Here is a 14,097-nt window from a genome sequence, read left to right as displayed (position 1 = left end):
CCTGGACTTGATTCGACTGTCCATGCTTGACTGTGTAGCTGTCAATATTGATCCAATCAATACAATGATCCACAGATACGGTGGCGCTCATGAGGGATCGAGAGGCGGCAACGCCAGCGCACGAGGGTCGACGGCTCAGCACCAAGGAGACCGCCGAACTGCTCGGTGTGAAGCCTGAGACCGTGTACGCCTATGTGAGCCGCGGTCAGCTCAGCAGCCGGCGGGAACCGGGAGGGCGCGGGAGCACGTTCGACACCAAGGAGGTGGAGGCGCTCGCGCGGCGCAACAGGCGTGAGGGCGGCGGCAGTTCGAGCGGCAGTGGCGAGCTGTCCGTCCGTACCCGCATCACCCTGATCGACAAGGACCGGTACTACTTCCGGGGCGTCGACGCGACGGAACTGGCCGCACGGTACTCCTACGAAGAGATCGCCGAATGGCTGTGGACCGGCGAGCTCCGCCCCGGTGTCACGTTCACGGCCCCGGAGGCGTCCGTGGCCGTCGCCCGGCGCAGCGTCGACGCGCTGCCCGAGCACAGCGGCCCGACCGACCGGCTGCGCGTCGCGGCGATCGCCGCCGCGGCGGCCGACCCCCTGCGCTTCGACCTCTCCGAGGGCGCCGTGCTCGGCACCGGGCGCACCCTGATCCCCACCCTCGTCGCCGCGCTTCCTCCCGTACGCCACGACCACCGTGACGAGGGCCCGCTGGCTCATCGCCTGTGGGCCCGGCTCACCGGGCGCCCGGCCGACGACGCGTCACTGCGCGTGCTGGACACGGCACTCGGGCTGCTCGTGGACCACGACCTGGCCGCTTCGACGCTGGCGGTCCGGGTCGCGGCGTCGGCCCGCGCCCACGCGTACGCGGCCGTGTCGGCGGGCCTCGGCGTCCTCGAAGGACCCCTGCACGGAGCCGCCAGCGGGCTCGCGCACCGCCTGCTGCTCGACGTACTGGACCAGGGCACCGCCGCTCCCGTGGTCGCCGACGAGCTGCGCGCCGGACGCCGTGTTCCCGGACTCGGCCATCGGCTCTACCCCGGCGAAGATCCACGCGCGCGTGCCCTGTTCGCTCTCCTGGAGGAGGTGCCCGGTGCCGCGCCCGCTCTGGCGGCGGCCCGGGACGTGGTGACGACCACGGCCCGTCACGCGCCCCTGCACGCCAATGTCGACCTCGCCCTGGCCGTCTTCACCGTCTCCTCCGGCATGCCGGCCTCCGCGGGAGAGACGATCTTCGCTGTCGCCCGGACCGCGGGCTGGATCGCCCACACCCTGGAGGAGTACGGGGAGCGCCCCCTGCGGATGCGACCGAGCGGGCACTACGTGGGCGAGCGTCCGCCGCAGCCGCTCCCCCGCTAGACGCCGTACGCAGACAGCGCGCGGGGCGGCCCTGGGCAGGGCGCCCAGCGCGCTCACCCCGCGCGCACTCCCCCACGCCCTGCAATGCCCCGCTTCCCCCGCTCCGCCGCGCGCCCGGACCACCCCTGAGGCGCCCCCGGGTACACGGCGGGAAGTCGCCCTGGGCGAAGTCAGGTTAGGCTCACCTCTGTGAGTACGTGCACGACCGCGTCGCGGCACCTCGACGAGCCCCTCGCGGGGACCGCGGCCACCGCGAGGACATGGCTGCTGATCGAGCAGCCCGGACCCTGGGGTGCCCAGGCGCTCACTTCGAGCCACCTGGATCCCACGGTCGGCCGTGCCCTCGAAGCGGCCGCCCAGGGCACCGGGGTGCGGATCGCGCTCATCCGCCGTCCCGGACGCCACGCCGACTGCGGTACGCCCGCCGAGAGACATGTGTACGCGGCCCACACCACTCCGGGAAACGTATGGCTGCACTCCGCCATGACACGTGATCCCGAGCAGGTGCTCGACCTCGACTTCACCGCACTCGGCGCGGGTGATCCACGCTCCTTCGACGAGGTTCTCCAGGGGCGGCCCCACAGGAACGATCCGCTCGCCCTCGTCTGCACCAACGGCAAGCGCGACCGCTGCTGCGCCCTGCTCGGACGCCCCTTGGCGGCGGAACTGGCCGCCTCCGGCGTGAACGGCGCCTGGGAGGTCACCCATCTGGGCGGTCATCGCTTCTCGCCCACGGTGCTCGTCCTGCCTTACGGGTACGCGTACGGCCGCGCCGAGGCCCACGCCGTCAAGGAGACCCTCCAAGGTGTCCGGGAGGGCCGTGTCGTCACCGAGGGCTGCCGCGGGAACTCCGCCTGGGAACGCCCCGGCCAGGCGGCCGAGCTGGCCGTACGGACGGCTTCGGGGGAGCACGCCGCCGGCGTCCTGACGGTGGTGCGCACGGACGGCACCGCTCCACGATGGGAGGTGACCGTCGCCCATGCCGACGGCCGTCTGTGGCGTGTCATCGTCGCGCGGGGGGCCTCGCTGCCGCCCCGCCCGGAGAGCTGTGGCTCGGCACTGGGTTCACCCGCTCGGATGGACGTGGTGGCCGTACGCCAGCTGGAGAAGACGGCTGCCCCTGTGGCCTGCTGAGGACCCGGGTCCCCCCGTCGATCCCGAGCCGGACCGTCACCGGTTCCCTCCGCCCGATCGGCGACGCCCTGGCTCCCCCGCGGCCGGTCCGGCGAGCGCCCGACCGCGTCACCCATCGATCAGGAGATCCACCCCTGACCAGGAGATCCACGCCACAGTCCCTTCGGGGGAGCGCGCACGCCCCCGTACCGTCTTGGGCATGAGCCCCACTCCGCCCGCACGACGACTGCGCCTCGGTATGCCGCGGCGGGTCTTCTCGCAGGTGCTGCTGATGCAGATCGCGATCGCGGCGGGAGTCGCCGTGCTCGCCACCGGCCTGTTCCTGGCACCGCTGAGCGCGCAGCTGGACGACCAGGCCATGCGGCGTGCCCTCGCGATCGCGCAGACCACGGCGGCGCAGCCGCAGATCGCCGTGGACCTCCGTTGGACCCTCCCCTCCACGACCGGCCCCGTGCAGGTCGAGGCCGAGCGGATACGGAAGGCGAGCGGGGCCGACTATGTCGTCGTGATGGACATGCGGGGCATCCGCTGGTCTCACAGGGACCCCGCGGCGATCGGCAAACCGGTCTCGACGAGCCCTAGCCTGGCTCTGGCCGGCAAGGACGTCATGGAGATCGACACCGGAACGCTGGGCCGCTCCGCACGGGGCAAGGTGCCGCTGCGGGACGCCGACCACAGAATCATCGGCGCGGTCTCGGTGGGCATCGAGTACGACAGCGTCCGGGCACGGTTGATCGACGCGATCCCCGGGCTGTTCGCGTACGCGGGCGGGGCCATGGCCGTCGGCGCGCTGGCCGCCTACCTGATCTCCCGCAGGGTCCAGCGGCAGACCCGTGACCTGGCCTTCTCCGATATCTCGGCCCTGCTGGAGGAGCGGGAGGCGATGCTGCACGGCATCCGTGAGGGCGTGGTCGCCCTGGACCGCGGCGGTCGCGTACGCCTTCTGAACGACGAGGCGCAGCGGCTGCTGGGGGTCGGCTCCGAGGCCATCGGACAGCCGCTCGACGACGCGCTGGGTCCCGGCCGGACGACCGATGTGCTGGCCGGACGCGTCACCGGCACGGACCTGCTCACCGTCCGCGGCCAGCGCGTCCTGGTCGCCAACCGGATGCCCACCGAGGACGGTGGCGCCGTCGCCACATTGCGTGACCGGACCGAACTGGAGCAGCTCGGCCGGGAGCTCGATTCCACGCGGGGCCTGATCGACGCCTTGCGCGCGCAGGACCATGAGCACGCCAATCGCATGCACACGCTGCTGGGGCTTCTCGAACTGGAGATGTACGACGACGCCGTGGAGTTCGTCGGAGAGGTGGTCGGCGACCACAGGGTCACCGCGGAGCAGGTCACCGAGAAGATCCACGATCCGCTGCTCGCCGCCCTGCTGGTCGGCAAGGCGACCGTGGCGGCCGAACGTGGCGTGGCGCTGTGGATCTCGGACGGGACGCTGCTGCCCGATCGGTTGATCGACCCTCGAGGCCTCGTCACGGTCGTCGGGAACCTCGTCGACAACGCCCTGGACGCCGTCGCGGGCACGCCCCACGCGCGCGTGGAGGTCGAATTGCGCACCGAGGGACGTACCGCCGTGCTGCGGGTACGGGACACCGGGCCCGGCATCCCACAGGAACGGCGGGAGCTGATCTTCACGGACGGCTGGAGCACCAAGAAGCCCCCGGCACACGGCAAGCGCGGAATCGGCCTCTCCCTGGTGCGGCGGCTCGCCGAGCGGCAGGGCGGGAGCGCCGAGGTGGCCGACGCGGACGGCGGAGGGGCGGAGTTCACGGTCGTCCTGCCGGAGGCGCTGACGGAGCCGGCGCTCGCGCAGGAGGACGGGGGCGTGGCGCGGAACGGGCTCGCGTCGGTGGACGGGCTCTTCACCATCCCTGGTCAGGAACCAGGAGTCGTACGACGGCTCCCGTCTCGGCAGACTCCCGATGCCGGCCCCGCCGCCACCGGAGACACCAGGAACGCCGGAGACGCCAGGAACGCAGAGGACGCCAGGAACGTCGAGGAGGAGTCGCGATGATCGAGGTCCTGGTCGTGGACGACGACGCACGGGTCGCTCGCGTCAACGCCGCCTATGTCGAGAAGGTGCCGGGCTTCCACACCGCGGGCGAGGCGCACAGCGCCGCCGAGGCGCTGCGCCTGATGGAGGCCCTGCCGCACCTGGATCTGGTCCTCATGGACCATTACCTGCCGGACGAGACGGGTCTCGCGGTCGTCCAGGAGATGCGCCGACGAGGCCACCAGACCGACGTGATCATGGTGACCGCGGCCCGTGACGTCTCGACCGTACAGGCTGCGCTGCGGCAGGGCGCGCTCCAGTACCTGGTCAAGCCGTTCGCGTTCGCCGGGCTGCGCGCCAAGCTGGAGGCGTACGCGGATCTTCGACGCACCCTCGACGGCGGCGGGGAGGCCGAACAGTCCGAGGTGGACCGGATCTTCGGGGCCCTCTCGGCACGCGCCGAGCCCCATCTGCCGAAGGGCCACTCCCCGCCGACCGCCGATCTCGTCAGGCGCGCCCTGCTCGGCGCCGAGGGCCCGCTGTCGGCCCAGGAGATCGCGGAGGAGACCGGCCTGAGCCGGCAGACCGCGCAGCGCTATCTGAAGCTCCTGGAGCGCACCGGGAGGGCCAGGCTGACCCTCAAATACGGCGACGCGGGCCGCCCGGAGCATCGCTACGTCTGGGCGACCCTCGCCTGAGGACAGTCCGGCCGGGCGGGGCGACGGTCGCACCGGTCGCACGTACGACTGCCGGGGGAGGACAGTCGTACGCGCGACGGAGCAGTCGTACACACGCCGGGAGAGCTCAGCGCATGGTCGCTGGGCGGGGTCAGCCGGCGGCCTTCTTGACGAACTCCGTGGTGTACGTCTTGCTCAGGTCGACATCGGCGTTCTTGATGTTGGGGTTGAACGCCTTGAGGACCCTCTCGACGGTCTCGGGACCGTTCTCCGGCATCACGCCGTCGTCGGTGAACATCGGCAGCGTGCTCTTGATCGCCCCGGCGTACAGCGTCTTGTTGCCCTGGGAGTAGTCGGCGGGCATCTTGGCGGCGATGTCGGAGGCGCTGTGGGTGGACATCCACTGAAGGGTCTTCACGAAGGCGTTCGCCAGCTTCTGGACCGTCTCCTTGTGACCGTTGACCCAGTCCGTCTGCATGTAGAGGCTGGACGAGGGGTACGGCCCGCCGAGCGCCTCCTGCGAGCCCTCGGGTGTCCGCATGTCGATGAGCACCTTGCCGAGCTTCTTCTCCATGACCGTGGCGACGGTGGGATCCGTCGTCATGCCGCCGTCGATGGCGCCCTTCTGGAGGGCCGAGATGAAGGTCGGTCCGGCACCGACGGCGACCGGCGTGAACTCGCTGACCCGCACGCCGTTCTTGACCGCGAGGTACTTCGTGAGGAAGTCGGTCGACGAGCCGAGGCCGGTGACGCCGAGTTTCCTGCCCTTGAAGTCCTTCGGTGAAGTGATGTCGCCCGCCCGCTTGTTCGAGACGATCTCGACCTCACCCGGGGCGTGCGAGAACTGCACGACGGACTCGACGGCCTTGCCCTTGGTCTGCAGGTCGAGCGTGTGGTCGTAGAAGCCGACGGCGCCCTGCACCTGTCCCGACACAAGGGCCGTCTCGGCCTGGACACCCGCGGGCTCACTGAGGAGTTCGACATCCAGGCCCTCGTCCTGGAAGTAGCCGAGCCGCTGCGTGAGCATCGCCGGCAGGTAGATGACCTTGTCCAGGCCGCCGACCATGATCTTGACGTGCTCCCCCTTGCCACCGCCCCCGCCACTGCCGGAGTCGGCCGTAGTGCTCGCCGCGTCATTGGCACAGGCGGTGAGCGAGGTGAGAGCGAGCAGACCGGCGGCTGCCAGCGCGGAGTATCTGGCGGTCTTGCGCATGGTGGTTCACGTCCTTGTGAGTGGAGGAAGGAGCAAATGCGTTCGCACGGCTGGGCCGTGAGCGCACGGGAGCGGGTAAGCGGGTTCGTGCGTGCGTACGACGGAGTCACGACTGCGTACGGGCGGGTCCGTGCCTGCGTGCTCGCGGGTTCCTGCCTGCGTGCTCGCGGCTTCAGGCCTGCGTACGGAGGGATTCGTGTCTGCGCACGGGAGGGATCAGCGGTCGGACTCCGACGGCTTCCAGCGGAAGATGCGGCGTTCGGCGAAGGTCAGCAGTCCTTCGGCGAGCAGGGCGACGACGGCAAGGATGACCATCGCGGCGTACACACCGGCCGCGTTGAAGGTGCCCTGCGACTGCGCGACGAGCAGGCCGATGCCCTTGGTGGCGCCGATGTACTCGCCGACGATCGCGCCGATGAGCGCGAAGCCGAAGCTGACATGGAGGCTGGTGAAGATCCACGAGGTGGCGGACGGGATCACGACCTGAAGGGTCACCCGGCGATCGCTCGCGCCGAGGATCCGGGCGTTGGCCACCAGGTTGCGGTCGACCTCCCTGGCGCCCTGGAAGGCGTTGAAGAACACCGGGAAGAAGACGAGCACCACGGCGGAGGCGACCTTGGAGGCAGGGCCGAGCCCGAACCAGATCACGAAGATGGGAGCAAGGACGATCCTTGGTATGGAGTTGAGCACCTTGATGTATGGACCAAGGACGTCGGCGAGCAAGGCGATCCGGCCCAGCGCGATACCGAAGATCACACCGGCGACCACACCGATGACCCAGCCGAGCAGCGCCTCGTGAAGCGTGTACCAGATCTGCTCGCCCAGAGAGCCGAGCGCGGTCCCGTGCATCACCCAGGTGTGGATCTGATCCCAGATCTTCGAGGGCATCGAGAAGTTGAACGGGTCGATGACCTTGGCCCGCGAGAGCACCTCCCACAGACCGAGCACGGCGACCAGGAGCAGCACCCGGGCTGCGCCCACCACGATCTTGCGCTTGCGGGCGGCACGGGCGCGGGAGTGCGCGCGGCCCGGGGTCTTGGCCGTGTCGACGACCGCGGTGTCGAGAACCTCAGGCGACATGAGCGGCACCCCTCTCGCGGGTGATGCGGACCTCTTCGCCGAGGGATTCCCAGATCTCGCGGTAGATCTCGATGAACCGCGGCTCCAGGCGTACCGATTCGACCTTGCGAGGGCGCGGCAGATCGATGTCGAAGACCTGCTTCACGGTGGCGGGGCCCGCGGTCATCACGACGACCCTGTCGGCGAGCGCGATGGACTCCTCCAGGTCGTGGGTGACGAAGACGACCGAAGCGCCCGTGCCTTCCCACAGTTCGAGCAGTTCGTCGGACATCAGCGCCCGTGTCTGCACGTCGAGCGCCGAGAAGGGCTCGTCCATCAGCAGGATCTCGGGGTCGTTGACGAAGGTCGCGGCGAGGGCGACGCGCTTGCGCTGGCCGCCGGAGAGCTGGTGCGGATAGCGGTCCTCGAAGGCCGTGAGCCCGACCCGGGCGAGCCATTCCCGGGCCCGAAGCTTCGCCTCCGCCTTGGGTACGCCGCGGAAGCGGGGCCCGGCCATCACATTGGACAGGACCGTACGCCAGGGGAAGGTGGCGTCCTGCTGGAAGACGAAGCCGACCTTGTCGCCGACGCCGGCGACCGGCTCCCCGGAGACGAGGACCTCGCCCTCGGTGGGCTCCTCAAGACCGCTGACCAGGGTCAGCGTGGTGGACTTCCCGCAACCGGTGGGTCCGACGACGGCCACGAACTCACCCCGGCCGATGGTCAGGTCAAGCTCCCTGACAGCCGTGTGCAAACCCCCCGACGGGGTCTTGAAGATCTTGCTCGCGCCCCGCAGCTCGATGGCGGGACTGGTGTCTGTGCTCATGGCCCGGGACCGTAGATGTGGCGCGGGCCACAGCATCAGTCTTCTGGGCGCAAGGCATTCTTCTGCTCGCAAGAGTCTGTTGTGCTCGTTTTGCTCGCGCTACAACAGCGGAGCCGAAACACGGGCGCAACGTTCGCCCAGGCCTTGAGGGAAAGAGGCCCGATGATTGACGTCCTGGTCGTGGACGACGACTTCCGCGTCGCCGAGATCAACGCGAGGTACGTGGGGAAGGTTCCCGGATTCCGGGTGGCCGCCCGCGCGCACAGTGCCGCCCAGGCGCTGGCCGCCGTCGAACGAGCGCCCGTCGACCTGGTGCTGCTCGACCACTATCTGCCGGACCGGACCGGCCTCGAACTCGTCCACAGGATGCGCGAACACGGTCACGGCACCGACGTCATCATGATCACCGCGGCCAGTGATGTGGCCACCGTGCAGGCCGCGATGCGCCTGGGTGCCCTGCACTATCTGGTCAAGCCGTTCACCTTCACGGCCCTGCGCACCCGCCTCGACTCCTACGCCGCGCTGCGCCGCACCGTCGACCGCGTCGGCGGCCGCGGTGCGGCGGGCCAGGAACAGGTCGACCGGATCTTCGGCGCCCTGCGCACCGGGCCGGCACCGTCCTCCCCCGGCCTGCCCAGCGGCCACTCGGAGCCGACGACGGACCTGATCTGCGATGTCCTGCACCACGCGAATCAGCCGCTGTCGGCCCACGAGGTGGCCGCCGAGACCGGCCTCAGCCGATCCACCGCCCAGCGCTATCTACGCCACCTGGAACAGGCGGGACGATTGCGCCTGTCCCTCAAGTACGGCGACACGGGACGCCCGGAACACCGCTACGCGTGGGTGGCCCCTTGAACCCGTACCCCTGACGCGCCCGTGAACCGCTCGTACGTCCATGGATCGCACGTCCATGGCTCGTAAGCCGAATGCTCGCGCGCACCTGTCCCGTACGTCCGTGGCGTGCGCGTCCGCTGCGTTGCACGCCGACACGGGCCCGTGCGAGGCCCGTGTCCTGGACGGCGGCTACGGCGGCTACGGCGGCTACGGCGCAGGTGACCACCCCTGCAACGGTCCAGGGTGGCCGCCCACGCCGCTCAGGACGCCCTCAGACGGCCCCGGCGCCCGTGAGCGCGCGGACCTCGATCTCGGCGTGCTTGGCCTCGTCCGGCGGCTCCGCCGAGGTCACGGTGCCGAGCCAGCCCGCGAGGAAGCCCAGGGGAATCGAGACAAGGCCCGGGTTCTGGAGCGGGAAGAACTGGAAGTCCACGCCCGGGAACAGCGACTCCGGGCTCCCCGACACCACCGGTGACAGCAGCACGAGCAACAGTGCCGGACCCAGGCCGCCGTATACGGCCCATACGGCACCCCGCGTCGTGAAAGACCTCCAGAACAGGGAGTACAGCAGCACCGGCAGGTTCGCGGACGCGGCGACCGCGAAGGCGAGGCCCACCAGGAAGGCCACGTTGAGATCACGGGCGAGGAGGCCCAGGGCGATGGCGATCACGCCGATACCGACCGACGCGGTACGCGCCACGGCGACCTCGCTGTGCGGCTTCGCGTGGCGGCGACGCATCGAGGCGTACAGGTCATGGGCCACGGCGGCCGAGGACGCGAGGGTGATCCCGGCGACGACCGCGAGAATGGTGGCGAAGGCGATGGCGGCGACGATCGCGAACAGGACTGTTCCCCCTGTCGAATTGACACCGCCGCCCAGGTCGAGGGCGAGCAACGGAACCGCCGTGTTCCCCGCGGCGTTCGATCCGCGCACCGCCTCCGGACCGACGATGGCGGCCGCGCCGAAGCCCAGCACGATCGTCATCAGGTAGAAGCCGCCGATGAGCCCGATCGACCACACCACCGAGCGCCGAGCGGCGCGCGCCGTCGGCACCGTGTAGAAGCGCGACAGGATGTGCGGCAGTCCCGCGGTACCGAGCACCAGCGCGAGCCCGAGGCTCATGAAGTCGAAGCGCGAGGTCCAGTCACCGCCGTACCTCAACCCCGGTGCGAGGAACGCCTTGCCGTGACCGCTGCGCCCCGCAGCCGAACGCAGCAGTTCGTTGACGTCCCCGTGGAACCGCATCAGGACCATCACGGTGAGCACGACGGCCCCGCTCAGCAGTAGAACGGCCTTGACGATCTGGATCCAGGTGGTCGCCCGCATCCCTCCCATCGACACGTAGATCACCATGAGCGCGCCGACACCGATCACCGTCCAGTTTCGGGCCGCCTCGCTCGTGCCTCCCAGCAGCAGCGAGACCAGGCTGCCCGCACCCACCATCTGTGCCACCAGATAGAGAACGGACACCATCACCGAAGAAGTTCCGGCCGCGATCCGCACCGGACGCTCGTCCATTCGAGCCGCGACGACGTCGGCGAGCGTGAACCGGCCGCAGTTGCGCACCAGTTCGGCGACCAGGAACAGAACGACCAGCCAGGCCACCAGAAATCCCACGACGTACAGCAACCCGTCGTAGCCGTACAGCGAGATGAGTCCCGTCACACCGAGGAAGGAAGCGGCCGACATGTAGTCCCCGGAAATGGCAAAACCATTCTCCATCGGGGAGAACAACCGCCCGCCGACATAAAACTCCTCCGCCGAACCATGCCGGTTGCGACTCACCCACGTCGTGATCGCCAGCGTCACCGCGACAAACGCGCTGAACAGCAGCAGCGCCAGCGTCTGATGGTTGCCGCTCACCGCTCACCACCCCTGGCGTTCCGCGTCAGCTCCTGGGTGTCCCAGCGCAGATCCAGTGCGGCCCGGTCTCTGCGCAGCCGAGCGTGCCGTGCGTACGCCCACGTGAGCAGGAACGTCGTGAGGAACTGCCCGAGCCCCGCGAGCAGAGCCACGTTCACCACACCGACGACGGGCCGCGCCATGAACCCCGGCGCTGTCGTCGCGGTCACCACATATCCCACGTACCAGGTGAAGAAGACGGCGATGGCCGGAATCACGAACCTGCGGTACCGGCCGCGCACTTCCTGGAAGGCGGCACTGCGCTGCACCTCCAGATAGACGTCGGCCGCCCCGCCCGTCCGTCCGTCGTGCCCCGAGCGGGCGGCCGGCACGGCGGGAGCGAGCGCGCCCGTGCCGTCCAACTCGCCCCAGCCGGAAGCGAGCGCGTCGTACCAGGGGTCGTCGAACCGGACCTCCCCATTGCCGCCGCCGTCGTGCTTGTCCACCGAACTCTCCTTGTCCGCGACCCGTTTCGGCCGCGTGCCCAAGGATGGGCAGATCGGGAAGATCCCGGACTCTTCTCTCCGCGCTCTTCACCCCATCAGGTGACGTCATCCCGCCGGCGGCCGTACGAGACCCTTCCCATAGGCGTAACGAACCGCTTGAGCACGGTCCTTGAGGCCGGTCTTGGCGAAGAGATTGTTGATGTGGGTCTTCACGGTGGCCGTGGACACATGCAGCCTGCGGGCGATCTCCTGATTGCTGAGACCCTCGGCGATCAGCAGGAGCACCTCGGTCTCGCGCGAGGTGAGGCCGTCCGGCGCCTCCGCCGGCGGGCCGGGCTCGGGTCCGGGTTCCGACAGCCGCTCCAGCAGCCGCCGCTGGATGCTCGGCGAGAGCCCCGCGTCCCCGGAAAGCACGCTTTCCACGGCCCGCACGATCTCGTCGCCTCCCGCGTCCTTGGTCAGATATCCGCGGGCCCCGGCTCGGAGCGCGGGAAACAAGGACTCGTCGTCCGCGAACGTCGTGAGCACGACGACCTGCGTCCCGGGGTACTCGGCACGGATGCGCCGCGTCGCCTCGACCCCGTCGCAGCGGGGCATGCGCAGGTCCATCAGCACGACGTCCGGAGCAAGCTCGGCCACCCGCTCCACCGCCTCGTCCCCGTCACCGGCCGCTCCGACGACCTCGATCCCCGGCAGCAGTCCCAGCAACATCACGATGCCCTCGCGCACGACCGTCTGATCGTCCGCGACCACAACCCGCGCCGGCTTCCTGCCTTCCTCCCGCTCGGTCATACCGGCACCTTCAACGTCACCACGAACCCCTCCTCGCCCGGCCCGGCATCCAGCGAGCCGCCCAGCAGCTCTGCACGCTCCCGCATGCCCAGCAGACCGTACCCGGCGCCCGACCCGCTGAGTTCGCCCGGCCTTCCCCCCGAGTCCCGTACGTCCAGCGTCACTTCGTGCCGGCCGTAGTCCAGCCGGATGTGGACCATGGCGCCCGGAGCGTGCTTGCGCACGTTCGTCAGCGCCTCCTGCGCCACTCTGCGCACCGCCTGGGAGGCCTCCGCCGGAAGCAACTGACGTTCACCCGTCACGGTGACATCGGCGCCGTCGGCGGCGGTCACGAGTTCGCCGAGGAAGTCCTCCAGCGGAGACATCTCGCCCCGGAGCGCGGAGAGAGCCTGCCGGGTCTCCGCGAGCCCGTCACGGGCCATTCCCCGTGCCGCCACGACCCGTTCGAGGATCGTCTCCCGGTCCGCTCCGCTCTCGATGAGCAGCCTCGCCGCCTCCAGATGCACGAGCTGCGCCGAGAGACTGTGCGCCAGCACGTCATGGATCTCCCGCGCGATCCTCGCGCGTTCCGCGAGCGCCGCCGACTCCGTCTCGGCCGCCCGGGCCGCGCGCTCCTGCGTCAGCAGCCGCTGCGCGCTCCCCCGCGCCTCCGCGTCGAGACGCAGCACATACCCCGCGAGAGCCAGCCCCACGGTGGTGGCCGCCGTGGTCAGCCATACATCGTCGTTGACCGCCGCGTACGCGCTCAGTGCCACCGCGGTGGCGGGCAGCGCCGCCGCGAGCGGCAGCCGTTCGATGGCGCTGACGGCGCACCCGCACCACAGGACGAGCGCCGGAATCCGGAAACCCACCCCCTGCCCCACCGCCGCGGTCGTCAGCAGCAGGGCGAGCAGCCCCAGAGACGGCAGCAGGCGATGCTCCAGCGTGGTGCGCCAGAACCCCCAGGCGAGGAACCCGCACACCACGATTCCCGCGGCTCCTCCGGCGAGGGCCCAACCGTGCAGCTCCGTGTTCGTGAGCGTCGTAGCGACGATCACGACGAGGGCGATGGCGCGCGACACCCGGGTGAGCAGGCGGCGGGCCTTGTGCACGCCCACTCGGGAGAGGGCCTCCCGGGAGGGCCAGCGCGTCCAGGCGGTGTCCGTCACACGCGCTCCTTCCGCCAGGCCCACGCCACGCCGTCACCGTACGCCGGACCCCGCTCGTACGCCGGACCCCGCTCGTGCGCTGCCGGCCGCAGGGACCGCGCCCTCCACGCCACCAGCCCGGAACGGACCAGCAGGGTGGCCGCCAGGCCGAGCAACAGGGCGGAGGAGTCCTGGTGCACACCGAGCAGGACACCGATGCCGAACAGACCGAGGCGCAGACAGATGCCCGCGACCCAAATGACACCTGCGACCTTGGTGCTCCGGCTCCACACGGCGCCGTCCGGCTCCGTCCATATCCGGGTCGTCCACCCCCAGCCGGCTCCGACGGCGAGACCTATCAGCAGCTCGGTGCCCAGCAGGAGGGACGCCTCGACCTCGTGGTGGGGGTCGATCACCCCGGGGCCACGCAGTGCCATGAAGGCGAGAACGACGGGCACGATCCACCAGCGCCTGTCCGTGTCGATCCGGCGCGCACTGAACTGGCGCGCGATCACCAGAACGGCAACGGCGCAGATCACCACGGTATTGATGAGCCCGGACATGCACGGCCTCCGTCAGCGGGGAGCGGGTGTCCGCAGCGAGCGCTGCCGACACCAACGACGCTACGGAAATCGCGCCCTCAGCAGATCGGAGCCCGGGTGGATCGTGGGTGGATCTCCCACTCCCCCACCCCTCCACCCAGGGGTGGAGCCTCCCGCCCAAGCACCAGCACCG

General features: G+C 70.1%; 13 protein-coding genes. 5 read left to right on the top strand and 8 right to left on the bottom strand.

The window, feature by feature from the left end; genetic code table 11:
* Positions 1 to 89: 89 nt before the first annotated feature.
* From OG788_RS32810 to OG788_RS32795, 4 genes are all read left to right on the top strand, one after another.
* On the top strand, positions 90 to 1,349 hold the full coding sequence (locus OG788_RS32810) for a citrate synthase (protein WP_406374783.1): 1,260 nt from the start codon (positions 90 to 92) through the stop codon (positions 1,347 to 1,349).
* 189 nt (positions 1,350 to 1,538) lie between these two features.
* Complete coding sequence (locus OG788_RS32805; protein WP_406374782.1) at positions 1,539 to 2,483, top strand: sucrase ferredoxin; 945 nt, start codon at positions 1,539 to 1,541, stop codon at positions 2,481 to 2,483.
* Between the two features lie 199 nt (positions 2,484 to 2,682).
* A complete protein-coding gene (locus tag OG788_RS32800; RefSeq protein ID WP_406374781.1) occupies positions 2,683 to 4,506 on the top strand; it encodes an ATP-binding protein in 1,824 nt (607 codons plus the stop codon).
* Entirely contained in the window at positions 4,503 to 5,183 is a 681-nt protein-coding gene (locus OG788_RS32795) for a response regulator (protein ID WP_406374780.1), read from the top strand. The genes OG788_RS32800 and OG788_RS32795 overlap by 4 nt, the downstream gene beginning before the upstream one ends.
* A gap of 130 nt (positions 5,184 to 5,313) precedes the next feature.
* Here the strand turns inward: OG788_RS32795 and OG788_RS32790 are convergent, their stop codons facing one another.
* From OG788_RS32790 to OG788_RS32780, 3 genes are all read right to left on the bottom strand, one after another.
* Entirely contained in the window at positions 5,314 to 6,375 is a 1,062-nt protein-coding gene (locus OG788_RS32790) for an ABC transporter substrate-binding protein (RefSeq protein WP_351535487.1), read from the bottom strand.
* Positions 6,376 to 6,591: 216 nt separating this feature from the next.
* A complete protein-coding gene (locus OG788_RS32785) occupies positions 6,592 to 7,455 on the bottom strand; it encodes an ABC transporter permease (protein WP_406374779.1) in 864 nt (287 codons plus the stop codon).
* Positions 7,445 to 8,260, bottom strand: a complete 816-nt coding sequence (locus OG788_RS32780; RefSeq protein WP_351535482.1) for an ABC transporter ATP-binding protein — start codon at positions 8,258 to 8,260, stop codon at positions 7,445 to 7,447. The genes OG788_RS32785 and OG788_RS32780 overlap by 11 nt, the downstream gene beginning before the upstream one ends.
* 162 nt (positions 8,261 to 8,422) lie before the next feature.
* On the opposite strand from OG788_RS32780, the gene OG788_RS32775 reads away from it, so the two are divergent.
* Positions 8,423 to 9,115, top strand: coding sequence for a response regulator (locus tag OG788_RS32775; RefSeq protein ID WP_351535479.1), 693 nt, complete (start codon positions 8,423 to 8,425; stop codon positions 9,113 to 9,115).
* A gap of 250 nt (positions 9,116 to 9,365) precedes the next feature.
* Here OG788_RS32775 and OG788_RS32770 read toward each other — a convergent pair whose 3' ends face one another.
* The 5 genes from OG788_RS32770 to OG788_RS32750 all read right to left on the bottom strand — a co-directional run bounded on the left by OG788_RS32770 (position 9,366) and on the right by OG788_RS32750 (position 13,925).
* The gene (locus OG788_RS32770; protein ID WP_406374778.1) at positions 9,366 to 10,958 is read right to left on the bottom strand and encodes a cation acetate symporter; all 1,593 of its coding nucleotides are present in this window, start codon (positions 10,956 to 10,958) and stop codon (positions 9,366 to 9,368) included.
* Positions 10,955 to 11,443 (bottom strand): DUF485 domain-containing protein, encoded by a 489-nt coding sequence (locus tag OG788_RS32765; protein ID WP_351535474.1) that lies wholly within the window; start codon positions 11,441 to 11,443, stop codon positions 10,955 to 10,957. The genes OG788_RS32770 and OG788_RS32765 overlap by 4 nt, the downstream gene beginning before the upstream one ends.
* A 105-nt stretch (positions 11,444 to 11,548) precedes the next feature.
* The gene (locus OG788_RS32760) at positions 11,549 to 12,235 is read right to left on the bottom strand and encodes a response regulator transcription factor (RefSeq protein ID WP_351535471.1); all 687 of its coding nucleotides are present in this window, start codon (positions 12,233 to 12,235) and stop codon (positions 11,549 to 11,551) included.
* A complete protein-coding gene (locus OG788_RS32755) occupies positions 12,232 to 13,383 on the bottom strand; it encodes a sensor histidine kinase (protein WP_406374777.1) in 1,152 nt (383 codons plus the stop codon). Before OG788_RS32755 ends, OG788_RS32760 begins: the two co-directional genes overlap by 4 nt.
* Entirely contained in the window at positions 13,380 to 13,925 is a 546-nt protein-coding gene (locus OG788_RS32750) for a DUF1453 domain-containing protein (RefSeq protein WP_406374776.1), read from the bottom strand. Before OG788_RS32750 ends, OG788_RS32755 begins: the two co-directional genes overlap by 4 nt.
* Positions 13,926 to 14,097: the final 172 nt, after the last annotated feature.

Origin of the sequence: Streptomyces sp. NBC_00647 (genome assembly GCF_045207245.1) — a bacterium.
In the GTDB taxonomy this organism is placed as follows: Bacteria; Actinomycetota; Actinomycetes; order Streptomycetales; family Streptomycetaceae; genus Streptomyces.
The sequence above is the reverse complement of the archived record's forward strand: the minus strand, read 5'-3'. Positions and strand labels throughout refer to the sequence as shown.

Bases quoted from the DNA above. Each gene is read 5' to 3' on its own strand.
- OG788_RS32810 (WP_406374783.1), top strand. From the start codon at position 90: ATGAGGGATCGAGAGGCGGCAACGCCAGCGCACGAGGGTCGACGGCTC.
- OG788_RS32800 (WP_406374781.1), top strand. From the start codon at position 2,683: ATGAGCCCCACTCCGCCCGCACGACGACTGCGCCTCGGTATGCCGCGG.
- OG788_RS32795 (WP_406374780.1), top strand. From the start codon at position 4,503: ATGATCGAGGTCCTGGTCGTGGACGACGACGCACGGGTCGCTCGCGTC.
- OG788_RS32790 (WP_351535487.1), bottom strand. From the start codon at position 6,375: ATGCGCAAGACCGCCAGATACTCCGCGCTGGCAGCCGCCGGTCTGCTC.
- OG788_RS32785 (WP_406374779.1), bottom strand. From the start codon at position 7,455: ATGTCGCCTGAGGTTCTCGACACCGCGGTCGTCGACACGGCCAAGACC.
- OG788_RS32780 (WP_351535482.1), bottom strand. From the start codon at position 8,260: ATGAGCACAGACACCAGTCCCGCCATCGAGCTGCGGGGCGCGAGCAAG.
- OG788_RS32775 (WP_351535479.1), top strand. From the start codon at position 8,423: ATGATTGACGTCCTGGTCGTGGACGACGACTTCCGCGTCGCCGAGATC.
- OG788_RS32760 (WP_351535471.1), bottom strand. From the start codon at position 12,235: ATGACCGAGCGGGAGGAAGGCAGGAAGCCGGCGCGGGTTGTGGTCGCG.
- OG788_RS32750 (WP_406374776.1), bottom strand. From the start codon at position 13,925: ATGTCCGGGCTCATCAATACCGTGGTGATCTGCGCCGTTGCCGTTCTG.